The organism is Proteus faecis (assembly GCF_030286765.1).
In the GTDB taxonomy this organism is placed as follows: domain Bacteria; phylum Pseudomonadota; class Gammaproteobacteria; order Enterobacterales; family Enterobacteriaceae; genus Proteus; species Proteus faecis.
In genome coordinates this window covers 33,966-57,038 of record NZ_JASVWV010000011.1, presented here as the reverse complement: position 1 = coordinate 57,038, position 23,073 = coordinate 33,966, and the positions used below count along the sequence as shown (strand labels likewise).

General features: G+C 38.8%; 27 protein-coding genes. 14 read left to right on the top strand and 13 right to left on the bottom strand.

All coding sequences use genetic code 11. The features are described from left to right. Nucleotides 1–16: 16 nt before the first annotated feature. From lptB to QSH13_RS13965, 6 genes are read right to left on the bottom strand one after another with little or no spacing between them, the layout of a single operon-like run. Nucleotides 17–742 (bottom strand): LPS export ABC transporter ATP-binding protein, encoded by a 726-nt coding sequence (lptB, locus tag QSH13_RS13990; RefSeq protein WP_006535352.1) that lies wholly within the window; start codon nucleotides 740–742, stop codon nucleotides 17–19. A gap of 6 nt (nucleotides 743–748) precedes the next feature. Beyond that, nucleotides 749–1,282 (bottom strand): lipopolysaccharide ABC transporter substrate-binding protein LptA, encoded by a 534-nt coding sequence (gene lptA, locus QSH13_RS13985; protein ID WP_109396091.1) that lies wholly within the window; start codon nucleotides 1,280–1,282, stop codon nucleotides 749–751. After that, entirely contained in the window at nucleotides 1,263–1,841 is a 579-nt protein-coding gene (lptC, locus tag QSH13_RS13980; RefSeq protein ID WP_109396090.1) for an LPS export ABC transporter periplasmic protein LptC, read from the bottom strand. Before lptC ends, lptA begins: the two co-directional genes overlap by 20 nt. Nucleotides 1,842–1,857: 16 nt before the next feature. Further along, nucleotides 1,858–2,415 carry a 3-deoxy-manno-octulosonate-8-phosphatase KdsC gene (gene kdsC, locus QSH13_RS13975; protein WP_109396089.1) on the bottom strand — a complete coding sequence of 186 codons (558 nt, stop codon included), beginning with the start codon at nucleotides 2,413–2,415 and terminating at the stop codon, nucleotides 1,858–1,860. Nucleotides 2,416–2,442: 27 nt separating this feature from the next. Then, entirely contained in the window at nucleotides 2,443–3,417 is a 975-nt protein-coding gene (kdsD, locus tag QSH13_RS13970) for an arabinose-5-phosphate isomerase KdsD (RefSeq protein ID WP_109396088.1), read from the bottom strand. A gap of 18 nt (nucleotides 3,418–3,435) precedes the next feature. Next, nucleotides 3,436–4,416, bottom strand: coding sequence for a calcium/sodium antiporter (locus QSH13_RS13965; protein ID WP_185901646.1), 981 nt, complete (start codon nucleotides 4,414–4,416; stop codon nucleotides 3,436–3,438). Between the two features lie 239 nt (nucleotides 4,417–4,655). Between QSH13_RS13965 and mlaF the strand changes: the two genes are divergently transcribed. The 9 genes from mlaF to QSH13_RS13920 all read left to right on the top strand — a co-directional run bounded on the left by mlaF (nucleotide 4,656) and on the right by QSH13_RS13920 (nucleotide 11,066). Next, nucleotides 4,656–5,468 (top strand): phospholipid ABC transporter ATP-binding protein MlaF, encoded by an 813-nt coding sequence (mlaF, locus tag QSH13_RS13960; RefSeq protein WP_072063774.1) that lies wholly within the window; start codon nucleotides 4,656–4,658, stop codon nucleotides 5,466–5,468. 3 nt (nucleotides 5,469–5,471) lie between these two features. Next, on the top strand, nucleotides 5,472–6,251 hold the full coding sequence (mlaE, locus tag QSH13_RS13955; protein WP_072063773.1) for a lipid asymmetry maintenance ABC transporter permease subunit MlaE: 780 nt from the start codon (nucleotides 5,472–5,474) through the stop codon (nucleotides 6,249–6,251). A gap of 3 nt (nucleotides 6,252–6,254) precedes the next feature. Continuing rightward, nucleotides 6,255–6,791: an outer membrane lipid asymmetry maintenance protein MlaD gene (gene mlaD, locus QSH13_RS13950; RefSeq protein WP_109396086.1), complete on the top strand. Its 537-nt coding sequence runs from the start codon at nucleotides 6,255–6,257 to the stop codon at nucleotides 6,789–6,791. Between the two features lie 96 nt (nucleotides 6,792–6,887). Then, complete coding sequence (mlaC, locus tag QSH13_RS13945; RefSeq protein ID WP_075671443.1) at nucleotides 6,888–7,517, top strand: phospholipid-binding protein MlaC; 630 nt, start codon at nucleotides 6,888–6,890, stop codon at nucleotides 7,515–7,517. 1 nt (nucleotide 7,518) lies between these two features. Further along, nucleotides 7,519–7,812 (top strand): lipid asymmetry maintenance protein MlaB, encoded by a 294-nt coding sequence (gene mlaB / locus QSH13_RS13940; RefSeq protein ID WP_109396085.1) that lies wholly within the window; start codon nucleotides 7,519–7,521, stop codon nucleotides 7,810–7,812. 140 nt (nucleotides 7,813–7,952) lie between these two features. Continuing rightward, a complete protein-coding gene (gene ibaG / locus QSH13_RS13935) occupies nucleotides 7,953–8,207 on the top strand; it encodes a BolA family iron metabolism protein IbaG (protein WP_006535338.1) in 255 nt (84 codons plus the stop codon). 47 nt (nucleotides 8,208–8,254) lie between these two features. After that, a complete protein-coding gene (gene murA / locus QSH13_RS13930) occupies nucleotides 8,255–9,517 on the top strand; it encodes a UDP-N-acetylglucosamine 1-carboxyvinyltransferase (protein ID WP_196543864.1) in 1,263 nt (420 codons plus the stop codon). A gap of 194 nt (nucleotides 9,518–9,711) precedes the next feature. After that, the gene (locus tag QSH13_RS13925; protein WP_196543863.1) at nucleotides 9,712–10,764 is read left to right on the top strand and encodes a DUF2157 domain-containing protein; all 1,053 of its coding nucleotides are present in this window, start codon (nucleotides 9,712–9,714) and stop codon (nucleotides 10,762–10,764) included. 56 nt (nucleotides 10,765–10,820) lie between these two features. Continuing rightward, on the top strand, nucleotides 10,821–11,066 hold the full coding sequence (locus tag QSH13_RS13920; RefSeq protein ID WP_109396080.1) for a CPCC family cysteine-rich protein: 246 nt from the start codon (nucleotides 10,821–10,823) through the stop codon (nucleotides 11,064–11,066). A gap of 29 nt (nucleotides 11,067–11,095) precedes the next feature. Here QSH13_RS13920 and degS read toward each other — a convergent pair whose 3' ends face one another. From degS to zapG, 3 genes are all read right to left on the bottom strand, one after another. Beyond that, nucleotides 11,096–12,163, bottom strand: coding sequence for an outer membrane-stress sensor serine endopeptidase DegS (gene degS, locus QSH13_RS13915; RefSeq protein WP_109396079.1), 1,068 nt, complete (start codon nucleotides 12,161–12,163; stop codon nucleotides 11,096–11,098). Between the two features lie 196 nt (nucleotides 12,164–12,359). Then, nucleotides 12,360–13,751 (bottom strand): serine endoprotease DegQ, encoded by a 1,392-nt coding sequence (degQ, locus tag QSH13_RS13910; RefSeq protein ID WP_109396078.1) that lies wholly within the window; start codon nucleotides 13,749–13,751, stop codon nucleotides 12,360–12,362. A 230-nt stretch (nucleotides 13,752–13,981) separates the two neighbouring features. Next, nucleotides 13,982–14,386, bottom strand: coding sequence for a Z-ring associated protein ZapG (gene zapG, locus QSH13_RS13905; protein WP_109396077.1), 405 nt, complete (start codon nucleotides 14,384–14,386; stop codon nucleotides 13,982–13,984). Between the two features lie 203 nt (nucleotides 14,387–14,589). On the opposite strand from zapG, the gene zapE reads away from it, so the two are divergent. From zapE to sspB, 5 genes are all read left to right on the top strand, one after another. Then, nucleotides 14,590–15,705: a cell division protein ZapE gene (gene zapE, locus QSH13_RS13900; protein WP_196543862.1), complete on the top strand. Its 1,116-nt coding sequence runs from the start codon at nucleotides 14,590–14,592 to the stop codon at nucleotides 15,703–15,705. Nucleotides 15,706–16,138: 433 nt separating this feature from the next. Next, nucleotides 16,139–16,567 (top strand): 50S ribosomal protein L13, encoded by a 429-nt coding sequence (gene rplM / locus QSH13_RS13895; RefSeq protein ID WP_006535327.1) that lies wholly within the window; start codon nucleotides 16,139–16,141, stop codon nucleotides 16,565–16,567. A 15-nt stretch (nucleotides 16,568–16,582) separates the two neighbouring features. After that, complete coding sequence (gene rpsI, locus QSH13_RS13890; RefSeq protein ID WP_004245284.1) at nucleotides 16,583–16,975, top strand: 30S ribosomal protein S9; 393 nt, start codon at nucleotides 16,583–16,585, stop codon at nucleotides 16,973–16,975. 655 nt (nucleotides 16,976–17,630) lie between these two features. Further along, nucleotides 17,631–18,272 (top strand): stringent starvation protein SspA, encoded by a 642-nt coding sequence (sspA, locus tag QSH13_RS13885; RefSeq protein WP_023582862.1) that lies wholly within the window; start codon nucleotides 17,631–17,633, stop codon nucleotides 18,270–18,272. Between the two features lie 6 nt (nucleotides 18,273–18,278). Next, entirely contained in the window at nucleotides 18,279–18,788 is a 510-nt protein-coding gene (gene sspB, locus QSH13_RS13880) for a ClpXP protease specificity-enhancing factor (protein ID WP_109396075.1), read from the top strand. Nucleotides 18,789–19,124: 336 nt separating this feature from the next. Here sspB and QSH13_RS13875 read toward each other — a convergent pair whose 3' ends face one another. The 4 genes from QSH13_RS13875 to QSH13_RS13860 are packed head-to-tail and all read right to left on the bottom strand — an operon-like array spanning nucleotide 19,125 to nucleotide 22,946. After that, nucleotides 19,125–19,922 (bottom strand): DUF4198 domain-containing protein, encoded by a 798-nt coding sequence (locus QSH13_RS13875; RefSeq protein WP_196543861.1) that lies wholly within the window; start codon nucleotides 19,920–19,922, stop codon nucleotides 19,125–19,127. Nucleotides 19,923–19,934: 12 nt separating this feature from the next. Next, the gene (locus QSH13_RS13870) at nucleotides 19,935–20,237 is read right to left on the bottom strand and encodes a hypothetical protein (RefSeq protein ID WP_109396073.1); all 303 of its coding nucleotides are present in this window, start codon (nucleotides 20,235–20,237) and stop codon (nucleotides 19,935–19,937) included. 23 nt (nucleotides 20,238–20,260) lie between these two features. Beyond that, nucleotides 20,261–22,705, bottom strand: a complete 2,445-nt coding sequence (gene feoB / locus QSH13_RS13865) for a ferrous iron transport protein B (protein ID WP_286039298.1) — start codon at nucleotides 22,703–22,705, stop codon at nucleotides 20,261–20,263. Further along, nucleotides 22,698–22,946 carry a FeoA family protein gene (locus QSH13_RS13860; protein WP_196543858.1) on the bottom strand — a complete coding sequence of 83 codons (249 nt, stop codon included), beginning with the start codon at nucleotides 22,944–22,946 and terminating at the stop codon, nucleotides 22,698–22,700. Before QSH13_RS13860 ends, feoB begins: the two co-directional genes overlap by 8 nt. Between the last annotated feature and the right edge of the window lie 127 nt (nucleotides 22,947–23,073).

Below are 23,073 nucleotides of genomic sequence, written 5' to 3'. Positions count from 1 at the left end.
AAAAGTGAATCAAAGATTACAGGCGGAAGCCTTCACCTAAGTAAACACGTTTAACTTGCTCATTTTCAAGAATTTCTTCTGGTGAACCATGAGCGATAAGATGACCTTGGCTGACGATATAAGCACGCTCACATACATCTAATGTTTCACGAACGTTATGGTCAGTAATCAGTACACCTAATCCATAATCACGGAGATGCTGGATAATTTTTTTAATATCTAACACCGAAATAGGGTCAACACCCGCAAAAGGTTCATCTAATAAAATGAATTTAGGATTTGCTGCCAATGCTCGTGCGATTTCAACACGGCGGCGTTCCCCCCCTGATAATGATTGCCCTAAACTGTTACGTAAGTGGCTGACATTAAACTCTTCTAGCAGTTCTTCTGCGCGATCTTTTCGTTCTTCAGGCGTTAAGTCATGGCGGATTTCTAAGATCCCCATAATGTTGTCATAAACGCTTAAGCGTCTAAAAATAGACGCCTCTTGAGGAAGATAGCCAATGCCTTTACGTGCTCGTTCATGTAACGGTAACAGCGTAATGTCTTCATCATCAATGGTAATACTACCTGCATCGCGAGCGACAATGCCAACAACCATATAGAATGTGGTTGTTTTACCTGCACCATTTGGTCCAAGCAAACCGACAATCTCACCTGAATTAACGTTCAGGCTGACATCACCGACAACGGTGCGCCCTTTGTATGCTTTCGCTAAATTTTCAGCTTTTAACAGCGCCATAAAGTGTTACTTACCTTTGTTGTTAACACCAGGGCCTTTCTCTTGCAACTGGGAAGGCAGTAAAACAGTTGTCACTTGTTTACCTTTACCGCTAAAGGCTTCCATTTGCTGAGTTGGGACGAGATAAGTGATCTTATCACCGGTGATATTACTGTCTAATTGTTCAAGATAGGCTTTACCCGTTAAGGTTATTAACTCTTTATCCATTTCATAGGTCATTTTGTCACCACGACCTTTGATTGGTTTGCCATCATCTTGTAACTGATAAAAAGTCACAGGGTTACCAAATGCTTCTATAACGATTTTTTTGGAGTCTCCGCCAGGACGTGTGACAACGACTTTGTCTGCACGAATATCAATAGAACCTTGTTTTATCACAACATTTTGTGTAAATGTTGTCACATTCTTTTCTAGATCAAGCGACTGTTTTTCAGAGTTAACAACAATAGGTTGTTGTGTGTCATCTTTAAGCGCCATCGCAGGTACGCTTATCGCTAAAAGTGTACCGATAATCAGTGTATTACGGATTTTTTGATTCATTAGGGATCTCATAATAGGTGTTTACCTTTTCAATCAGCTCTGCACGTTTTTCGCGCAGATTGCCTCGCATTTTTAAGCCGACTGATTTCAGTCCGACGCCGATAATAGTCACTTCATCATCAGAGGAAACATCCTGTGTGTCCAAATTTGCAATAGCATTGTCTGTGCTTATTCTCTGTAGTTGAGAGTCATCCGTTAAGCTATCAATTTGAACATCGCCATAAAGATAGAGCATTTTACTGTTTGTTAGCTTGGCTTTATTTGCGCGTACTGTCCATGTAGCATCCCCTGTCGGTGAATAGGTGGTTAAGACAGGGTTAGTAAACCACGTAAACTTTTGCTGAGCATAATTTTTGACATCATCAGCAACAAGTTTATATCCGAGTATACCCGTTGGCTCGTAAACAAAAGATATCGATGATTTGGATTGATAAGTTGGCTGACCATCTTCAACAATCGCACCATCACCGAATTCAGTGTTATTAGTGTAGTTCCAGCCAATCAGCCCAAGGGCGATAATGGCAAGAATTAAGGTAAACCAGGATTTTAATTTATTCATTCTGTATCGTTATACGTTAAATCGAAAGACCTTTAGCGTCTTCAAGCCGACCTTGCGCTAAAAGGATTAAATCACACAATTCTCGTACTGCACCACGACCACCCGCAATGCGAGTTACATAATTAGCACGAGGTGTAAGTAATGGATGAGCATCAGCTACGGCGACAGAAAGTCCCACTTTTTCCATTACTGGTAAATCAATCAGGTCGTCACCAATATAGGCTGTTTGTTCAGGTTTAAGGTTTAGTGTATCTAACAGTTGTTGATACGCCAAAAGCTTATTATGCTGACCTTGGTAAAGATATGTAATGCCAAGGGTTTTAGCGCGATCTTCTAACAGTTTAGACTGACGACCTGTAATGATAGCAACCTCAATGCCTGATGTAAGCAAACAACGGATGCCATATCCATCACGGACATTAAAGGCTTTTAATTCTTCGCCATTATTACCCATGTAAATGAGTCCGTCAGACATCACACCATCAACATCACAAATCAGCAATTGGATTTTTTCTGCTTTTTGGATGATTTGCTTACTGACTGCACCATAACAAGTTTCTATCATTGTATTCATTTTTATCCTTCGAACGTTATGAATATCTTATACAACACCCGCTTGTAATAAATCATGCATATGTAAAACACCTAACAGGATATCACTATCTTGTTCTGTTACTAATAGTGAGGTGATATGTTTTGCTTGCATTAAATTCAGTGCTTCAACTGCCAAACAATCTGGGCGAATACGAATACCGCCTCTTGTCATAACATCTGAGATTTTGGCATTGTTCAGATCTATTCCTAAATCAAATATTCTCCGTAAATCACCGTCAGTAAAGATACCGTTGATCTGCATACTATCATCGCAAATAACGGTCATACCTAATTTTTTACGGGTTATCTCGACAAGTGCTTCACGTAAAGTGGCATCTTTAGTGACACGAGGAATATCTTCCTCTTTATTCATTAAATCACTGACATGAAGGAGTAATTTACGGCCTAATGCACCACCGGGATGAGAAAGCGCAAAATCTTCAGCGGTGAAACCACGAGCACGTAAAAGAGCGATCGCCAGTGCATCCCCCATGACCAAGGTTGCTGTTGTACTGGTTGTTGGTGCAAGACCTAAAGGACACGCTTCTTTAGGTACTTTGATACAAAGATGAATATCAGACGCTTTCCCCATTGTACTTTGAGGTGTGCGTGTCATACAAATCAGTGTTATCTGTTTCCGTTTCAGTACCGGAATAAGTGCGAGGATCTCACTGGCTTCACCGGAGTTTGAAATCGCTAGAACGATATCTTTTTCTGTCACCATACCTAAGTCGCCATGGCTTGCTTCACCAGGATGAACAAAGAAAGAAGGTGTGCCTGTGCTGGCGAATGTAGCGGCAATCTTATGTCCAATATGACCAGATTTACCCATTCCCATGACAATAACTCGACCTTGGCAGTGAAAAATTTTTTCACAGGCAAGAGTGAAATCATCATTGATGTATTGTTCTAGTTCAGCTAATCCATCACGTTCAATATGAAGAACTTTTTTTCCTGCTTGCTGAAAATCAAACTCGGTCATTTTTTTGTACCATTTATTTTAGGTTAAGAGAGAATGTGCGACGCACAACACCGTAATATAAATAATAAAGCAAACTAATAAGAATATCCCTTTTCCTCGGTTGAGGCGTTGCTTTCGCCCTAATGAAAAGAGAGAAAACAGTAAACTGGCCACACCAAGTACAGCAAAACTAAAATAAAAAGTGTTGATATTAAATGTGCTTGGTGAAAGTAATGCTGGCATTCCTAAAACAAATGTCAGGTTGAAAATATTAGCACCTATAATATTCCCTAAGGCTAATTCATTTTCACGTCTGAGTGCAGCCACGATGGTCGTTGCTAATTCAGGTAAACTTGTACCAATGGATAGCAAGGTTAAACCAACAAAAAAACCACTGAGATGATACTGTTGCATTAGAATAAAGACATTATCTAATATCATTTGAGTTGCAACTGGAATAATCAGTAACGCGATAACAACCCAAAAAAGAGCAACAGAATTACGGGGATTTGTCTGTAATTCAAAGCGCGTTAAGGTTTCTAAAGGTAATACGTGGCGCTCTTGTGTTAGTGTTTTATGCATCGTTTTTATCATCAGAAAAATGGATGCAAAACCAATAAAAAAGAGCAGTGTGCCTTCTCTAAGCCCTAGTTCTCCGCTAGAAACGATAATGCCAACGAGCATGATGACTATAATCATCAATGGAAGCTCTTTTTTTAGCACTGCGGATTGAATGTTCATGGGGTAAATCATCGCGCCAATACCCGCAATGAGGAGAAGGTTGGTGAGAGTAGAGCCAATCGCTGTCCCGATAGCGATATCAGGTAAATTATGAACTGCGGCATCAGTTGAAATAAAAAGCTCAGGTAGTGAGGTACCTGTACCTACAATTAAGATACCGATAACAGCGGGGGGGATTTTTAACGATTGCGCAAAAACACTCGCACCATAAACTAATCGGTCTGATGCATAAACGAGTAACATCAACCCAAGAATTAAAAGAGACAAAGTAATCAACATGCCATCAGTTTTCCAACAATGAGCGAATAAAGAAAAAACCAATAAGACAGGGCTGATAAAAAAACATATTGTCAAAAGGTTTTGCTAATTAACCATATTTTGACTAGCCAAGCACGAAAAGTAAAATTAACCGTGCAATAAATTGCTAAATAGTGGTGATTTCTTTGTAACATAGCGAATGACCTGCCAAAATAGCGTAAAAATTCGTTTATGCAGACAGGCTTGAGGATGTTTTATTCATGAACGCACAATCTGACAATCTAATTGAAGTGCGCAATATGAACTTCACTCGCGGTAGCAGAAAGATCTTCTCCGAGATCAATCTTGTTGTACCGAGGGGAAAAGTGACTGCGATTATGGGCCCTTCAGGGATTGGTAAAACAACCTTGTTACGCCTAATGGGAGGACAAATCCTTCCAGATAGTGGTGAAATTTGGTTCGATGGCGACAATATTCCTGCGCTATCACGTTCTGCGTTGTATCAGGCAAGAAAGAAAATGAGTATGCTTTTTCAGTCAGGTGCACTGTTCACAGACATGAATGTGTTTGAAAATGTAGCATTCCCACTCAGAGAACATACAAATTTACCTGAAGCCTTGATCCGTACAACGGTGATGATGAAACTTGAAGCCGTCGGGTTACGTGGTGCGGCAAGCTTAATGCCTTCTGAATTATCAGGTGGTATGGCGAGAAGAGCCGCATTAGCAAGGGCTATTGCACTTGATCCTGAACTGATTATGTTTGATGAGCCTTTTGTTGGGCAAGATCCTATCACAATGGGTGTGCTTGTTAAGTTAATTGATGAGTTAAATCATGCGCTGGGTGTGACTTGTGTTGTGGTTTCCCATGATGTACCCGAAGTGTTAAGTATCGCAGATTACGCCTATATTGTTGCGGAACAGAAAGTTATTGCTCAAGGTAGTGCTCAAGAATTACAGGATAATCCAAATAGACAAGTAAGACAGTTTTTAGATGGGATCGCTGATGGCCCTGTACCTTTCCGTTTTCCTGCGGGAGATTATCAGGACGACCTATTAGGACGAGGAAATTAGTACGTGATAAATTTATTATCTCGCATTGGCACTAGAGCGTTGGCGATTTTTGCAACTTTTGGTAGAGCCGGCATTATGCTTTTTCGAGCATTAGTTGGTAAGCCTGAATTTCGTAAACAATGGCCTCTTTTACTGAAGCAATTGTATAACGTTGGTGTTCAATCCTTATTAATTATCATGGTGTCTGGCCTATTTATTGGCATGGTGCTGGGGCTACAAGGTTATCTAGTTTTAACAACCTTTAGTGCTGAAGCTAGCCTAGGTATGATGGTCGCACTTTCATTGTTAAGAGAATTAGGCCCAGTTGTCACGGCACTATTATTTGCAGGTCGTGCGGGTTCTGCCTTAACCGCTGAAATCGGCTTAATGAAAGCTACAGAACAAATTTCTAGTTTAGAAATGATGGCAGTCGATCCTTTAAGACGTGTCGTTGCGCCCCGTTTTTGGGCTGGTCTTATTAGTATGCCGTTGCTTTCACTTATTTTTGTTGCCATCGGTATTTGGGGTGGTGCAATTGTTGGGGTGGATTGGAAAGGGATCGATGAAGGCTTTTTCTGGGCATCGATGCAAGGTGCCGTTGAATGGCGACTTGATCTAGTGAACTGCTTTATTAAAAGTGTCGTTTTTGCCATTACTGTCACTTGGATAGCGCTTTTTAACGGGTATGACGCAATCCCAACATCAGAAGGGATTAGCAGAGCAACAACACGTACCGTTGTTCATTCATCGTTAGCCGTATTGGGTTTAGATTTTGTGCTAACCGCACTGATGTTTGGGAACTAAGTCATGCAAAGTAAAAAAATTGAAGTTTGGGTTGGTCTGTTTGTTCTGATTGCGTTAGCTGCCGTGATTTTCTTATGCCTGAAAGTAGCTGATATTAAAGAAATGGGTAATCAACCGACTTATCGCGTTTATGCCAGTTTCGGTAATATTGGTGGGTTGAAAGAGCGCTCTCCAGTTAAGATTGGTGGGGTAGTTATTGGTCGCGTTTCCTCTATCACCTTAAAAGAAGAAGATGAAGGGAACTATCGTCCAGAAGTTGCGCTCGATATTCTGAGCATTTATGACCATATTCCAGAAAGTAGCTCATTGTCTATTCGTACATCTGGTTTATTAGGTGAGCAGTTCCTTGCATTGAATTTAGGCTTTTATGATGAAGCATTAGATTCTACTTTGTTAAAAGACGGGGGACGGATCACAAACACCAATTCAGCAATGGTGCTAGAAGATCTTATTGGTCAATTCCTTTATAAAACGGGTGAAGGTGATAATTCAGCTAAATCTGAATCTAAGCCGATAGAAGAACACTCTGCATTACCTTAATCATTAATTCCTATACGATGCACTTACACATTTAGCTAGATTTAGCGTAATAAATGCATCGTATTATTGAAACCCTATTTGAGGAGAAGCGAACGTATGTTTAAACGCTTATTGATGGTCGCACTATTAGTGATAACGCCTTTTGCAATGGCGGTAGATAAAACCAATCCTTACGCATTAATGGAAGATGCAGCGCAAAAGACCTTTAGTAAATTAAAAAATGAACAACCTGAAATTCGTAAAAACCCTGAAGTCTTACGCCAAATTGTTCAGCAAGAATTACTGCCTTATGTTCATATTAAATATGCAGGAGCATTAGTGTTAGGGCCACATTATCGCAATGCAACACCAGCGCAACGCGATGCTTATTTCACTGCGTTTGAAGCATATCTTGCTCAAGTTTATGGTCAAGCATTAGCGATGTATGAAGGTCAAGAGTACCGCATTGAGCCGGCAAAACCTTTCGCAGATAAATCAACTCTAACTATTCGTGTCACCATTATCGATACAAATGGTCGCCCACCTGTTCGCCTCGATTTCCAATGGCGTAAAAACAGTAAAACAGGTGAATGGCAAGCTTATGATATGATTGCTGAAGGTGTCAGCATGATCACAACAAAACAGAATGAGTGGTCAGATATTTTAAATTCTAAAGGTGTTGATGGTTTAACAAAACAGTTAGAAATCAGTGCTAAAACACCAATTACGCTGGATGAGAAAAAATAACATGTCAGCTTCGTTAAATTGGGAAAAAAAAGAGGATGTCCTCTATTTCCAAGGAACGCTAGATCGTGAAACGTTATTGTCTGTGTGGCAACAACGTAAAGTATTATTGGCTGATATTAATACCATTGATATTTCTGCCTTAGGGCATATTGATTCAACAGGATTGGCTCTTTTTGTTCATTTAAAAGCAGAAATGGAAGAGCAAAATCGTCAATTTATTATTCAAGGTGTAAGTGAACGTTTTCAGACCTTAATTACACTCTATGATCTTGATGAAATTATGAATATTGCCTAACACCGATTTTGAGTAAAAGTATTAAAAAGCCCCCTTCGTGATACTTTTATCATTAAGGGGGTTTTTGATGGTTTAAGAGTAGGGCGGATTCCATTAGGATAGACGACTGATTATTATTTTAACGTTGAGATTAAGCAATTATGGATACAAATGAAATCAAACAAGTATTAATGGACAGCCTGTCTTTAGATGAAGTCATCGTCAATGGTGATGGTAGTCATTTTCAAGTTGTTGTTGTCGGCGCAATGTTTGAGGGAATGAGCAGAGTCAAACAACAACAAACCATTTATGCCCCTTTGATGGAATATATTGCAGATAACCGTATTCACGCTTTGTCTATTAAAGCCTACACACCTGAAGAGTGGAAGAGGGATCGTAAACTTAACGGGCTTTAATTCAGTAGGTATACAGCGTACAGCAAAATAAAAAGAGAGTTCTACAGATGGATAAATTTAGAGTACAAGGGCCAACCTGTTTATCAGGTGAGGTCAATATTTCAGGCGCAAAAAATGCCGCACTGCCAATCCTGTTCGCTGCGATCCTTGCCGAAGAGCCAGTAGAATTAACGAATGTTCCTAAATTAAAAGATATCGATACAACGATTAAGTTACTTAATCGCTTAGGAACTAATGTTGAACGTAATGGCTCTGTTTTCGTTGATGCTCGTAACATTAATGAATTTTGTGCTCCTTACGAGTTAGTTAAAACCATGCGAGCTTCTATTTGGGCTTTAGGCCCGCTGGTGGCCCGTTTTGGTCAGGGGCAGGTTTCTTTACCGGGTGGCTGTGCCATTGGTGCTCGTCCTGTTGATCTTCATATCACAGGTTTAGAGCAATTAGGCGCTGAGATCACACTGGATGAAGGTTATGTGAAAGCACGAGTTGATGGGCGTTTAAAAGGCGCGCATATCGTCATGGATAAAGTGAGTGTGGGTGCCACTATCACTATTATGACTGCGGCAGTTTTGGCGGAAGGCAAAACCATTATTGAGAATGCGGCAAGAGAGCCTGAAATTGAAGATACGGCAAACTTCCTCAATACATTAGGTGCCAAAATCAGTGGAGCAGGTACTGATAGCATTACGATTGAAGGCGTAGAGCGTCTTGGTGGTGGCACTTATCAAATCTTACCAGATCGTATTGAAACCGGGACTTTCTTAGTTGCTGCTGCGATTTCTCGTGGTCATGTTGTTTGTCGTAATGCTAAACCAGACACATTAGATGCTGTACTGGCAAAATTACGTGAAGCAGGTGCTGATATTGAAGTAGGTGAAGATTGGATAAGCCTTGATATGCATGGTAAACGCCCTAAAGCGGTAACATTGCGTACTGCACCACATCCGGGGTTCCCAACCGATATGCAAGCACAATTTAGCCTTTTAAACTTAGTGGCCGAAGGCGCTGGGATGATTACTGAAACTATTTTTGAAAATCGTTTTATGCACATTCCTGAGTTAATCCGTATGGGGGCTCATGCTGAAATCGAAAGTAATACTGTGTTATGTCATGGTGTTGAAAAACTTTCAGGTGCACAAGTGATGGCAACGGATTTACGTGCTTCCGCAAGCTTAGTACTTGCCGGTTGTATTGCTGAAGGCACAACCATTGTTGATCGTATTTATCATATCGATCGTGGGTATGAAAATATTGAAGCTAAATTACAAGGATTAGGGGCAAAAATAGAACGTTTGCACTCTAATGACTAATTTATTTTAGTTATCATTTTTTAGCCATTCAAAACCATAGTGCATTGTTGTGCTATGGTTTTTTTATGCATTATGTAAATAGGACGCTTAATAGAATAGGATAATTCATAAGGCATTTCTTTCGCAGCAAGATACAGTAAGAAAAATAGACCTGTTTTAGATAAATTTCTATGAACTAAAAGGAAGAAATGAATATGCAGGTAACAAGGAAACAAGAGCGCCTAGTTCGTCAAGCACTGGATGAATGGCAACGATCTGGTGAGATTTCAGAACAAGAATATCAGCAGTTAGGAAATACATTGCACCGCATTCCTTTTGATTGGAAACGGCTGAGCCGTTATGCATTCTGGATAGCGATGGTCTGTTTGATTATTGCAGCAGGTAGTATTTTTAGTGATAGTGCATTAATTTATTATCTCATTGAGATTTTTAGTGTTTCTGAAATTATGCGTGTGGTATCTCCGGCACTTATTGCTTCAGCACTCTATTTTTGGGGATTTAAACGTCAGCGAAAAGAAACACAGTGGCATTACAGTACTGAGTTTATTCTCTTTTTAGGTGTGATGTTTACGGCTATTTTTCTTTGGCAGTTAGGAGAGTTACTGGATACAGGTAGTGGTCATATTGCTCCTCTCTTTCTAATTGGCTGTGTCATTTATGGTGCAATTGGATTTATCAGTCGCTCTTCTTTGGTGTGGTTATTCTTCTTATTGATGTTAGGAAATTGGTTTGGTGCTGAAACAGGATATGTCTCTGGTTGGGGGGCTTATTGGTTAGGGATGAACTATCCTATCCGCTTTGTTTTCTTTGGCGCAGTATTATTAGCAGGCTGTTATTTTCTACAAAATGTATTGGTACAGCGTCGTTTATTTACCATGACAAAAATAATGGGGCTCACTTATCTGTTTATTGCGCTATGGATAATGTCTATTTTCGGCAATTACGATCCTGATACATGGTATTACACATCAAGTATAAAATTGTTACCTTGGGCACTGTTATTTGCTGTTGTTTCAGTTAGTTGTATTTATATTAGCCTTAAAACAGATGACGGTATGTTAAGAGGATTCGGTCTAACATTCCTTGGTATCAACCTTTATACCCGATTCTTTGAATATTTCTGGGATAGTTTACACAGTGCGATTTTCTTCTTTATTTTGGCGGTTTCACTGATTTTAATTGGACGAAAAGCTGAAAAAATTTGGCATGCTGTTGAAAATAACTCAATCGCTAATAAAGAGAATTAGAGCCAATAGTATAATGAAAACGTATTGATTAATAATGTAGTAGGAGAGTTTTTCCTATGGAAAAGCGAAGTTGTCATCTTCCTTTAGAAGTGAGTTGTGTTGCGTGTCATTATTTTGTTTTCAAAGATAAAGATGAGGCATTTTTTGAGATCTGCCCTGTATGTGGTTGGCAAAATGATGGTACTAAAGAAGGACAATACAGTGGTTGTAATCACAGTACCTTAGAGGATTATCGCAATACCGAAACCTTTAAAGAAAGCTGCTTACAAAGTGCGACGTTTTATATGAAATCGCCTGATTAGCCAAGAATAAGGCGATTTTTTGTTAGTTATTATTCTGGCTGGTATTCAGAAATAGTTACATCTACATTGATCTCTTTACCTTCTCGTAATATCGTGACAGGTAGCGCTGTACCGGGGCGCGTTTCTGCAATGTAATCCATCATTTCCATCGCGGAAGTGGCAGGTGCATGATTAATGCTAAGGATGATATCGCCGGTTTTTATTCCAGCTTTATCCGCAGGGCCATTTGGTGTGATCCTAAAAATTCGCAATCCTTGAATTTGCTTAATATCTGTATTTGATGAGCGAATTTTTGGTAATTCTTTTGCTGTGATACCAATAAAACCACGGATAACACGACCATCACGAATTAGCTTATTCATAATTTTAACTGCAAGTTCGGTCGGAATAGCGAAGCCTAGTCCCTCTGCCGTAGGGCGGTATCCGTTATAGGTTCCTGAATCAAATGTCATGGTATTAATACCTACGAGTTCACCTTCAGTATTAATTAGTGCACCGCCAGAGTTACCTTCATTAATTGAGGCGTCTGTTTGCAGGAAATTTTGGTAACGGGTTGGGCTTAATCCAACGCGTCCTGTAGCACTGATGATCCCTTGTGTAATAGTTTGCCCAATATTAAATGGGTTACCGATAGCTAGCACGACATCACCAACATGAGAAATTCGTTTAGTATTAATGGGGATTGTAGGGAGTTTATCGGCATCAATTTTTAATACCGCAAGATCGGTTAAAGGATCAGATCCAACAAGTAAGCCTTCATAAAGATCACCATTTTGAAGGGCGATAAGGATCTGATCAGCATTATTAATAACATGCTGATTCGTCAGAATATAACCACGACCATCCATAATGACGCCAGCACCTAAAGATGTTAGCTCACGGCCTTCTTGAGAAAAACTCCCCATCGTACTGCTATAAACATTAACAACCGCAGGAGCTGCTCGTCGCACTGCAGTGTTATAGCTAAAAGGTGCATTGAGAAAATCGCCATTAAGTAGGCGTTCAATAAAAATAGGGCGAATTGAAGGAACTGCAATCAAAAGAATTGCTGCTGTGAGAAGACCAATTAGAGTTGATCGCAGTAACTTAGTTAACATAAAAATCCTGTATTTATGTCTGACTGTGAAATTATTCGCGTAGGAGCAGTGAGAATAGCATAGTTTAACTTATGAAAGCATCGCTTAGCACATAAAATACCCTTTTAAGCCTAAAAATAGGTATAAAAAAAAGCCCTATAATGGAAATTATAGGGCTAAAGAAATCAATAAATTAGATAGGTGAAAAGCTTACTTCTTAGCGAGGTGTATTACGTAACAGCAGGTAAATTTCTTCATTACCACGCTGAATATTCAGTGCAAGAACAGGCGGTTTAGCGTCAATTGCTTTGCGTAAATCGCCTAGTGATGTAATTGGCGTATTATTGATACCAATAATAAGGTCGCCTTTTTGTAAACCAGATGCAGCGGCTGCAGAATCTTTTTCTACCGAATCGACAGCAACAGCTTTCACTTGTTTATTCACATAGTTACTTAATGTGGCTCCCTGTAGTGCAGGAGAGAAGTTATCTGCACGTGTTGCATCGGCGGATTGTTTCTCTAATGTCACTTTTACATCCATTGGTTTACCTTGACGGATTAGGCCAATCAGGATCTCTTTACCTGGCGGTGTTGTACCCACTTTGGCTCTTAATTCAGCAAAGCTATTGATACGTTTACCATCAACTGAGATTAAAACGTCACCCGGTTTAATGCCTGCTTTTGCTGCTGATGAATCTGGCATTACTTCGCTAACAAAAGCGCCGCGTTGTGCATCAATATTAAAGGATTTCGCCAGATCAGAATTCATTTCTGTACCACGAATACCTAAGATGCCACGTTTAACTTCACCATGAGAAATCAGTTGTTGGCTAAGGTCACGCGCCATATTACTTGGGATGGCGAAGCCGATACCGATGTTGCCACCACCCGGAGCTAAAATAGCTGTGTTAATTCCGATTAGCTCACCATTTAGGTTAACGAGCGCACCACCAGAGTTACCACGGTTGATAGATGCATCGGTTTGAATAAAGTTCTCTAAACCTTCAAGATTTAAACCGCTACGGCCTAATGCGGAGATAATACCTGATGTTGCTGTTTGGCCTAAACCAAATGGGTTACCCACTGCAACCGCAAAGTCACCAACACGTAATTGGTCAGAGTCTGCCATTTTAATTGCAGTTAAGTTAGTTGGTTTTTCAATTTGCAGTAATGCGATATCTGTTTGTGGATCGCTACCAATTAATTTTGCACTAAATTCACGCCCATCATTAATTTGCAGTTGAATTTTATCTGCGCCATCAACAACGTGGTTATTTGTTAATACGTAGCCTTTTTGAGCATCAATAATGACACCAGAGCCTAATCCTTCAAAAGGACGAATGCTTTGTTGTTGTGATGGGAAATTTGGACCAAAGAAGAATTTGAACTCTTCAGGGACTTGCTGGCTTTGCACTCGTGTTCCTGAAACGTGCACACTGACAACAGCAGGTAACACTTTTTCTAACATCGGTGCAAGGCTTGGCAGTTGTTCACCTGATGGCATAACCGCAGGCAACGCGGCCATGCTGGTTGCTGGAATAGTAGAGAGTGAAAGTCCGACACTCATTGCTAATGCACTAAGTAATAATTTTCTTTTTTTAGTCAACATGAATTAGAGTCTCTTGATACAGTTATCAAAATAAAAGTTATTGCTCAAAATGAGCTCGATGTCACTAAGACCTGTACTGACAGAGGAAAGTTCATTAAGACATGGTGTGCTTTGCTTCCTTTTACACGGATTTACAAGACAAAAGCTATCTTTAAAACCATAGCAAATAATTGTCATTTTATGATGTTTATTAGAAAGAAAAAACGCCACAAAATGTGGCGTTTTTAATATTAACTGTCTTTTTTCTCTGTTGGTCTGAACAATCCAGATGCGCCTTCGGAGTAATCACGGGGTGGCATTTTTACTGGTGATTGATCATTCGCTGCTTCTGATTCGCTTAATCGGTAATTAAATGGATTTTCTTGCTCAGGCATATCAGGCATGAGCTCATTAGAGCTTTTTGCCATATGTTGATAAAGCTGACGGTAATCTTTCGCCATGTTATCTAATAGTTCAGCACTTCTAGCAAAGTGGCTGACAAGCTCATTGCGATAAGTATCAAGTTCTTCTTTTTTCGTGTCTAACTCTGCTTTGATAGCATCTTGTTGGCGAAGGGTGCTGTTACCGTAACGCATTGCCAGTGCGCCGATAATAAGACCGACAACTAATCCAATCAGTGCATAAACCCAAACCATGGCAACTCCTTTTCATCTAATAGTGAGGACGATGGATTCTTATAACATCATAACCGCTAAAAGGCATGGGTGGAATAATATCCTTAAGCTTAATATAAAATTCGTGTGTTACGTTGATGTTAATACAATTCTTAATGCTTATAATAGAGCCATTCGACAGACACAAATCAGTATGTCAGAAAATTAAGGATAAGAGGGCATTCATGACTGTTAGTACGCCGTTATCACTTTATGAAGCCGCATTGAAGCAAGGTGATTATCAACCTGATGATGTTCAGCGAAAAACTGTTCTCCATCTTCAACAGATATACCATGCATTATTAAAAGAGACTCCACCAGAAAAAAGTTCGCTAACACAACGATTATTTAGGCGAATTCGTACAAAAAAACAGATTGTTGCACCAGAACGTGGTTTATATATGTGGGGCGGTGTAGGCCGAGGTAAAACATGGTTGATGGATATGTTTTATCAAAGTTTGCCGACAGAACGAAAGCTTCGCTTACACTTCCATCGTTTTATGTTACGTGTTCAAGAAGAGCTGAAAAACTTGCAAGGCCATGAAAATCCGCTAGAAATTATTGCTGATGGATTTAAAGCGCAAACTGACGTGCTCTGTTTTGATGAGTTTTTCGTTTCTGATATTACTGATGCAATGATTTTAGGTACCTTGCTTGAGGCGTTATTTGCCAGAGGTATCACGCTGGTAGCAACATCAAATATTCCACCAGACGAGCTTTACCGTAACGGATTACAACGTTCTCGTTTTTTACCTGCAATAGAACAGATCAAACACCATTGTGACATTTTAAATGTTGATGCAGGTATTGATTATCGCCTTAGAACACTAACGCAAGCGCATCTTTTTTTATCTCCACTCAACGATAAAAATCGTCATGAGATGGATAGAATTTTCATGCATTTGGCAACTAGCGAACCGCAAGTTGATTGTACTTTAACCATCAATCATCGCCCTATGAAAGTAAGAAAAGTATCTAATGGGGTGCTCGCTATTAATTTTTCAACCTTGTGTATGGAACCACGTAGTCAGCTTGATTACATTGCGCTTTCTAAGCATTACCACTCTGTTTTGTTATATGACATGGAACAAATGGGAACATTAAATGAAGACGTTGCGCGTCGGTTTCTAGCGCTGGTTGATGAGTTTTATGAACGTAAAGTGAAACTTATTATTAATGCAAATGTAGAAATGAACGAGATTTACCAAGGTGATTTTTTACGTTTTGAATATCAGCGTTGCTTATCACGTTTACAAGAGATGCAAAGTGAAGAATATTTAGTACAACCTCATCTCGCTTAATTTTTAATTCTTGAAGAAAGTCATCTTTCGTTATGGTAGGATGACGCAGGTTAAGTTGCTTGATGTTTTTTTCTATGAAAATAGAAAGCATTAGGCAATTTACAAGCGCTCTGGAAAGGAACAATTCTTCTCTTCAGGTAGCAAGAATTTATCAGTCAAATCAGAAAAAAGTGCCAGATTCGTTTTTTTCGCTGAAAATTGAAAAAGAATTCAATTGTTTTTCAATTATGACTCGATTTTTTTTTCTGACTTCTCTATAATCTTGCGACCCCACGTTGCAGCAAGTTTTTTATTTCCCAAAAAACTCGCATTTTAGAGTCAGCAGTGCTACTCGAAGGGGTAGGTTTGCTGGACACAAGAGTCGTGTGAACCTCAATAGTATTTGAACCGAGCGTTCACCAACGTGTAACTAAACATTGGGTAATTTTCAATAATGAAAACTTTTACAGCTAAACCAGAAACCGTAAAACGCGACTGGTACGTTGTTGATGCAGACGGCAAAACTTTAGGCCGTTTAGCAACTGAAATTGCTAGCCGTTTACGCGGTAAGCACAAAGCGGAATACACTCCGCACGTTGATACTGGTGATTACATCATCGTTTTAAACGCTGAGAAAGTGGCGGTAACTGGTCATAAACGTACTGACAAAGTTTACTACCGTCATACTGGTCACGTAGGTGGTATCAAACAAGCGACTTTCGAAGAGATGATCGCCCGTAGTCCTGAGCGTGTAATCGAAATCGCGGTAAAAGGCATGCTGCCAAAAGGGCCTCTGGGTCGTGCGATGTACCGTAAACTGAAAGTTTACGCAGGATCTGAGCACAACCACGCGGCACAACAACCGCAAGTTCTGGACATTTAATCGGGATAATAGGCAATGGCTGATAATCAATACTACGGCACAGGTCGCCGCAAAAGTTCTTCCGCACGTGTCTTCATTAAGCCAGGTAGCGGTAATATCGTAATCAACAAACGTAGCCTAGAAGTTTACTTCGGCCGCGAAACAGCACGTATGGTTGTTCGTCAACCGCTGGAATTAGTTGATATGCTGGGTAAATTAGATTTATACATCACTGTTAAAGGTGGTGGTATTTCTGGTCAAGCTGGCGCGATCCGTCACGGTATCACTCGTGCACTGATGGAATATGATGAGACTCTACGTTCTGATCTGCGTAAAGCTGGTTTCGTAACCCGTGATGCGCGTTCTGTTGAACGTAAGAAAGTGGGTCTGCGTAAAGCACGTCGTCGTCCACAGTTCTCTAAACGTTAATTTGTTATCTTTTAGATATCAATTTGATGTTGAAAACCCGTCTTCACAGGCGGGTTTTTTATTTTTGACTTATTTGTGCTTATTAATAATAAAAACATAATGTTGCTAATACATGATGCTGTTTTTCATAAAACAAGCGTTATCTAAGATAACGATGGTGTTAAAAAAACTGTTTTTTAGATTTTGTCTCTAAATAATTTTATTTTTTGATATTATAATCTTACTTTTAGGGTAGTGTGGCATATTGTATTGAATTATTTGCATTAGCCCCCCTAAGTAACATGAATTCTGGTAGAATAGCGAGCTTTGGTGTCTTTCTTTCTATAACTTCATCATGTTACTGATGGATATATTGATTGTAATATCTGTGATGAGTTTGAAAGTCATACCAAAATTATTATGACAATAATGATTGTTGAATGATTATTTTGGTATTACTTGATAATGATATGTGCCGCAAAGACAGGTGAGTTTTTAACCCTGTAAAATATGATTATCCCACGATAACACTGTTATACAGGTAGTTGCCCAATGCAGTTAGTCACTTAAATGTTTATTTAGGTCTATTGCGTTTGTGTGCTTGTCTTTTAGGAATGGGGAAATGGAAAGGCATTGTGCTAATTCATTTCTTTAATTGATTAACTTGGAGGTTTTCATGGCTGTCGCTGCCAACAAACGTTCGGTAATGACTTTGTTTTCCGGTCCGACTGATATTTTCAGCCATCAGGTCAGAATTGTCCTAGCGGAGAAAGGTGTCAGTGTTGAAATTGAACAGGTTGAAGCTGGTAATCTTCCACAGGATCTTATCGATCTAAACCCTTACCAAAGTGTACCGACTTTGGTGGATCGTGAGCTAACTCTGTATGATTCACGTATCATCATGGAATATCTTGATGAACGCTTCCCTCATCCTCCTTTAATGCCAGTCTATCCTGTTGCTCGTGGTAGCAGCCGTTTAATGATGCATCGTATTGAGCATGATTGGTATTCTTTAATGAACACCATTGAGAAAGGAACTGAACAGCAAGCAAATGCTGCTCGTAAACAGTTAGCTGAAGAGCTATTGGCTGTATCTCCTGTGTTTAAAGAATATCCTTACTTTATGAGTGAAGAGTTCAGTTTAGTAGATTGCTACCTTGCTCCTCTGTTATGGCGTTTACCGGTGCTTGGTGTGGATTTAAGTGGTGCTGGCGCTAAAGATGTACAAATTTATATGCAACGTGTTTTTGAGCGAGATTCATTCCTTGCCTCATTAACTGAAGCAGAGCGTGAGATGCGCTTACCTTCAAGAGGGTAATAGAATATGGAGATTATGGATATGTCTCCGCGTCGTCCGCATTTATTACGTGCGCATTATGATTGGATCATTGAAAACGATTTAACACCTCATCTTGTTGTTGATGTGAATGTTGTTGGTGTTCAAGTTCCAATGGAATATGCACACGATGGTCAAATTGTACTAAATATTTCATCTCGTGCAGTAGATGACTTAGAGTTAACGCCGTATCAGGTTTTATTTAGTGCAAGCTTTGGTGGCATACCTCGTAAAGTACGAGTGCCTATAGCTGCTGTTATGGCTATTTATGCGAGAGAAAACGGTGCGGGAATGATGTTTGAGCCAGAGCCTGCTTATGAATCTGGTGCATCATTAGCGTTTGCTGAAGAGGAATATCAAGAGTCCTCAGAAGCGCCTGTTGGTGAAGTTTTATCATTGGTGACTGAGAAATCTGTTTCTGATGATGACACCTCACCTGATGATGATCCTGAGCCACCTCGTCCAACAGGTCGACCATCATTGCGTGTGGTAAAGTAACTGACACGTAAGATACGATTAAATTTAAAAGCCCAGTGATTGACTTACCCGCGTTATAAGGTGAGTGCAATCACTGGGCTTTTTGTTATGAGTTTTAAGCCATTCTTTGTGGAAAAGAATGATCCTTTAATAAACCATATAGAAAGATGAAACTTAATCCTAATTATTTGTATTTATTACTCTAAAATCATATTGATTAAAAACTATAATTAATTATTTTTTTGAGCAATTTGATTTGTTGCAAGAGCAACCTTTCTTTTTAAACAATTTTATGTATAAGAAAACAATAGCTAAAACAAATAAAACGATAAGTATCAATTTATCTATCATAATTTATTATTCACCCATATCTTTAGCTTGAACCCAAATAACACCATCTTGGCTCAGCTCTTTACCATTGAATGTTGTATCTGGACCCACTCCCATTGCAGCAAAACCCCACCAACCTGATTTAGGAATACCAAATGTAAACTTACCGTTCTCATCCGCTTTAATACCTAACGTAATAAAACTATCTTGAGGTGCGCTAAAATTCGTTTTTTCGGTTTTATTGTTGGTTAAATCCATATCTGAGTTGAGATATTCAACTTCGATATCAGCAAATGGAACCGGTTTTCCTTCACTCATTACCACACCCGAAAAGGTTGAGTTAGTCCAAATTGAGTAAGGTTTCGTTAATGGCACGATCTCTGCTTTTAAGCCGTAAGTTTTATCCCAGTCTGTGGGTAATCCCGCAACATTCACCATAACTTTTGTGATTTGTTGTATATAAGCGCCTTCACTTTTTTCATAATAAGGGGCTGGGGTCAAAACGAAGACATGATCGCCCATTCCACGTGCTTTATAATCGGTTTTATAAGCTTGAGCACTATTGGCATTACCTTGCCATTGAATAGGCTGTAGTGAATCCTTTAAGTCTTTTGTTTTGTCTTTATGAACAACATAAAAACTTTCAGGTGTGCCCATATCCATGGTGTGTTCATCAGAGAAGGGATGCGTGAACAGTGTAACTAATGGGATATTTGCACCTTTAGATAAGGCTGATTCCGGTGTATAGATCATTTGAAAGTGAGCAAAAGACGCACTTGAATAGAGGACTAATGCTGTTGTTGCGACTGTGATTAATTTTTTCATCGGTATTTTCCCTTAGTTAATGTCAGAACTCTTAATGGTGACTTCATGTCCTTCACCGGCATTAAGTACTGCAGAATAATCCCCTTTAGGTTTTTCAAAACTCACTTCATTAAGCTCATTAAATTTCTTTGATAAAATAATTTTACCGTCTTGTTTAAGATGAAAATCAACACCACTTGCGCTACTTCCATCACTAAATCCACCTTCGCACGTAACCGTGCCATCTCCTTCATCAAAGCACGATAATAAGGCGGTATGTGAGAATGCCGCAGGTGAAACTAAGATGAGCGCGAGTGAAATAATGTACTTTTTCATAAAATATCCTTGTGATAAATAATCTACTGTTGTCTTACATAAATTTTTAAATTTTTTTCAATATGCGGTTTCTTTTTACGTTTTATTGAACCAAGAATGATCGTAGTGGTGACGACAAAAGCATAAAAATATCCCATCATTTCAACACCATCCCAATGTAGATTAAGACTTAATGTGTAGAAAATAGAGGCAATTGTCATTCCAATGATGAATGGCATAAAAATCGCTAAAAGCATTAATCCGTATGAATGAACATTCAGTTTCACGACAACCATTGATGCGATACACGGTGGGGTGAAAATCATAAAAATAAGCATGGCAGAAGCATGTAATGGGGTATAAACACTATCTTTCTCTAAAGATTGTTCAATACGTTCACCTTGTCCTGATGTATAAATTGCCCCTATTGTTGCAACGGCACTTTCTCTAGCAGCAAATGAACTGAGAAAGGCAACATTAATTCGCCAGTCAAAGCCTGCAAATTGTGTTGCAGGTTCAATAAAGCGGCCAAACATCCCTAAAAATGAATTTTCAATACGTTCACTTTTGATCTCATTTTGTATTAATTGAGATTGTTGGGATAACTTTCTTATGGCGCGATTGATTGCGCGATCATCATTTGTTTTTGGTTTGATAAAGTTAAATAAAAATGGATATTGGAGGGCATAATCAGCATCTAACTGTTTTGCTTCATTGGAGGATGACGCCATCTTATCTGCACGATATTTGTTATATAAATTTAATAGCTCAATAACGGATTCTTCAGAATCAAATGTTTTTTGATAGGGGGTAGAGCCCACTTTTTGATAAAAACTATCAAGGGCAATCTGGGCTTTGTTATCAATTTCACTCTGTTTCTCTGATGAGATCCCCGGAAATTGTAATAAGACGAAAAGCACGATAGCAACAGCCATAACAATCGTGCCAACTTTATAAATATAAAGCCAAACTCGTTGAGCTACACGCAAAGAGACATTTTTAATACTTGGGATATGGTAAGAGGGAAGTGCCATGATAAAGGGGGCACACTCTTTGGTTTTTAAGAATGTTGATGTCAATATTTTAGCGACACTGAGTGCAATAAAGAGAGTGACTGTTGAGATGAAAAACATCATTAATGTCATCTCTTGCACGAAGAATGAACCCAAAAGTAATGTGTAAAAAGGGACCTTTGCTAAGCAATTCATATAGGGAACAGTGAGAGCAGTTGCAATTCTTGCTCGCTCATCGGCAATCCCTTTTGTTGCCATAATACCGGGAACAGCGCAGCCCCCCACGAAAGCGCCACCGAGTACGAGAGGTAATGTAGATTGTCCATGTAATCCATATCGTCTAAAAATCCGGTCTAAAATAAAGGCGATACGAGGCATATATCCCACATCTTCCATGATGGCGATGATGGCAAATAAGATGATAAAAATAGGAATATAATTTAGTAAAGCCAATGCACTGTTAATTAACCAGATGCCTAATTCAGTTAAAAGTGGAATATCAACGAATTGAGGTTCAGGTAATAGGGAGATTAATAAGTTTTTTAATTTGGCGAGATAAGGCCATGTATAGTTAGTTAATTCATAACCTTTTACAATGGCGAGTTCATAAGTGCCATAAATAACAAGCAATAAGATGATAAAAGAACACCAGCGATTAAGGACGATTTTATCTATAAAATCGGTGAAGGTTTTCTCTTTTTTATTTTTTTCTTTTGTGGATAAGGAGTAAAGATGATTAGCTAATTTATAACGTTCTGATGCGAGAATGGAATCAACATCTATCTTCCCTTTTAAGGCGTCGATTTCAGTATCAATCTCTTGATTATTAATATCAATACTATTAATTACTGCTTCTTCTTTTTCTAAATATTTAATCGCTAACCATCGAGATGATAAGTGGGTACTGTTATTTATATTTTTTGAAATACGTTCAATAAGCGGATCTAATTCAGCATAAGTAATTCGAAAAGGTGATATTTTTGTTTTACTTTTATCTATCTGAGATAGTGCGGATAAAAGTGCTTGTTTGCCTATTCCTCTAACACCATTAGTCGCTATGACTGGCACACCTAGCTCATTGCTAAGTGTATCAATATCTATTTCTAAACCTCGTCTTTTTGCAATATCCATCATATTTAATGCAATAATGACAGGCTTGCCAATTTCGAGTAATTGAAAGGTAAGATATAGGCTTCTTTTTAAACAAGAAGCATCAATCACATTAATAATAATGTCAGGATTTTCTTCAATTAAATAACGCTTAGTGACTTTTTCTTCAAGAGAAAATGAACTAAATGAATAGGTTCCAGGTAAATCAGTGAGTTCTATTTTATTCTCATCGTATTTAATGTGACCTATCTTTTTATCGATTGTTACACCAGGATAATTTGCAACATGTTGATTAATGCCACTTAGCATTGTGAAGAGTGTTGATTTTCCACAATTGGGCTGTCCTGCCAGTGCCACTTTAATCATTGATTTCTACCTCTATCATACTTGCTTCTTCTCGCCTTAATACAACTAGATAGTCTAATACTTTGATTTCAATAGGGTCTAATAAAGGGGCTGAGCGGATCATTTCAATACTCACTCCGGGAATAAAACCCATATTAAATAATTTTTGCTTCAATAATAAATCTGCGCTTTTAACCGCTTTAATTGTGGCAATACGATTAGGCTTCACTTTATCAAGTGACATTAATTTAATATTTGACATGATTTTTTTACAAATAAAAATAATAATAGTTATTATTATCATAATTAATATTTATGGGCAATTAAATAAGTGAAAAATATAATTAGAGTAAAAAAAAGAGGAGGGTTGTTATTGCAGTGTAAATAAA

Coding starts and splice junctions, on each gene's coding strand:
- lptB (WP_006535352.1), bottom strand. CDS start 742: ATGGCGCTGTTAAAAGCTGAAAATTTAGCGAAAGCATACAAAGGGCGC.
- lptA (WP_109396091.1), bottom strand. CDS start 1,282: ATGAATCAAAAAATCCGTAATACACTGATTATCGGTACACTTTTAGCG.
- lptC (WP_109396090.1), bottom strand. CDS start 1,841: ATGAATAAATTAAAATCCTGGTTTACCTTAATTCTTGCCATTATCGCC.
- kdsC (WP_109396089.1), bottom strand. CDS start 2,415: ATGAATACAATGATAGAAACTTGTTATGGTGCAGTCAGTAAGCAAATC.
- kdsD (WP_109396088.1), bottom strand. CDS start 3,417: ATGACCGAGTTTGATTTTCAGCAAGCAGGAAAAAAAGTTCTTCATATT.
- QSH13_RS13965 (WP_185901646.1), bottom strand. CDS start 4,416: ATGTTGATTACTTTGTCTCTTTTAATTCTTGGGTTGATGTTACTCGTT.
- mlaF (WP_072063774.1), top strand. CDS start 4,656: ATGAACGCACAATCTGACAATCTAATTGAAGTGCGCAATATGAACTTC.
- mlaD (WP_109396086.1), top strand. CDS start 6,255: ATGCAAAGTAAAAAAATTGAAGTTTGGGTTGGTCTGTTTGTTCTGATT.
- mlaC (WP_075671443.1), top strand. CDS start 6,888: ATGTTTAAACGCTTATTGATGGTCGCACTATTAGTGATAACGCCTTTT.
- mlaB (WP_109396085.1), top strand. CDS start 7,519: ATGTCAGCTTCGTTAAATTGGGAAAAAAAAGAGGATGTCCTCTATTTC.
- ibaG (WP_006535338.1), top strand. CDS start 7,953: ATGGATACAAATGAAATCAAACAAGTATTAATGGACAGCCTGTCTTTA.
- murA (WP_196543864.1), top strand. CDS start 8,255: ATGGATAAATTTAGAGTACAAGGGCCAACCTGTTTATCAGGTGAGGTC.
- QSH13_RS13925 (WP_196543863.1), top strand. CDS start 9,712: ATGCAGGTAACAAGGAAACAAGAGCGCCTAGTTCGTCAAGCACTGGAT.
- QSH13_RS13920 (WP_109396080.1), top strand. CDS start 10,821: ATGGAAAAGCGAAGTTGTCATCTTCCTTTAGAAGTGAGTTGTGTTGCG.
- degS (WP_109396079.1), bottom strand. CDS start 12,163: ATGTTAACTAAGTTACTGCGATCAACTCTAATTGGTCTTCTCACAGCA.
- degQ (WP_109396078.1), bottom strand. CDS start 13,751: ATGTTGACTAAAAAAAGAAAATTATTACTTAGTGCATTAGCAATGAGT.
- zapG (WP_109396077.1), bottom strand. CDS start 14,386: ATGGTTTGGGTTTATGCACTGATTGGATTAGTTGTCGGTCTTATTATC.
- zapE (WP_196543862.1), top strand. CDS start 14,590: ATGACTGTTAGTACGCCGTTATCACTTTATGAAGCCGCATTGAAGCAA.
- rplM (WP_006535327.1), top strand. CDS start 16,139: ATGAAAACTTTTACAGCTAAACCAGAAACCGTAAAACGCGACTGGTAC.
- rpsI (WP_004245284.1), top strand. CDS start 16,583: ATGGCTGATAATCAATACTACGGCACAGGTCGCCGCAAAAGTTCTTCC.
- sspA (WP_023582862.1), top strand. CDS start 17,631: ATGGCTGTCGCTGCCAACAAACGTTCGGTAATGACTTTGTTTTCCGGT.
- sspB (WP_109396075.1), top strand. CDS start 18,279: ATGGAGATTATGGATATGTCTCCGCGTCGTCCGCATTTATTACGTGCG.
- QSH13_RS13875 (WP_196543861.1), bottom strand. CDS start 19,922: ATGAAAAAATTAATCACAGTCGCAACAACAGCATTAGTCCTCTATTCA.
- QSH13_RS13870 (WP_109396073.1), bottom strand. CDS start 20,237: ATGAAAAAGTACATTATTTCACTCGCGCTCATCTTAGTTTCACCTGCG.
- feoB (WP_286039298.1), bottom strand. CDS start 22,705: ATGATTAAAGTGGCACTGGCAGGACAGCCCAATTGTGGAAAATCAACA.
- QSH13_RS13860 (WP_196543858.1), bottom strand. CDS start 22,946: ATGTCAAATATTAAATTAATGTCACTTGATAAAGTGAAGCCTAATCGT.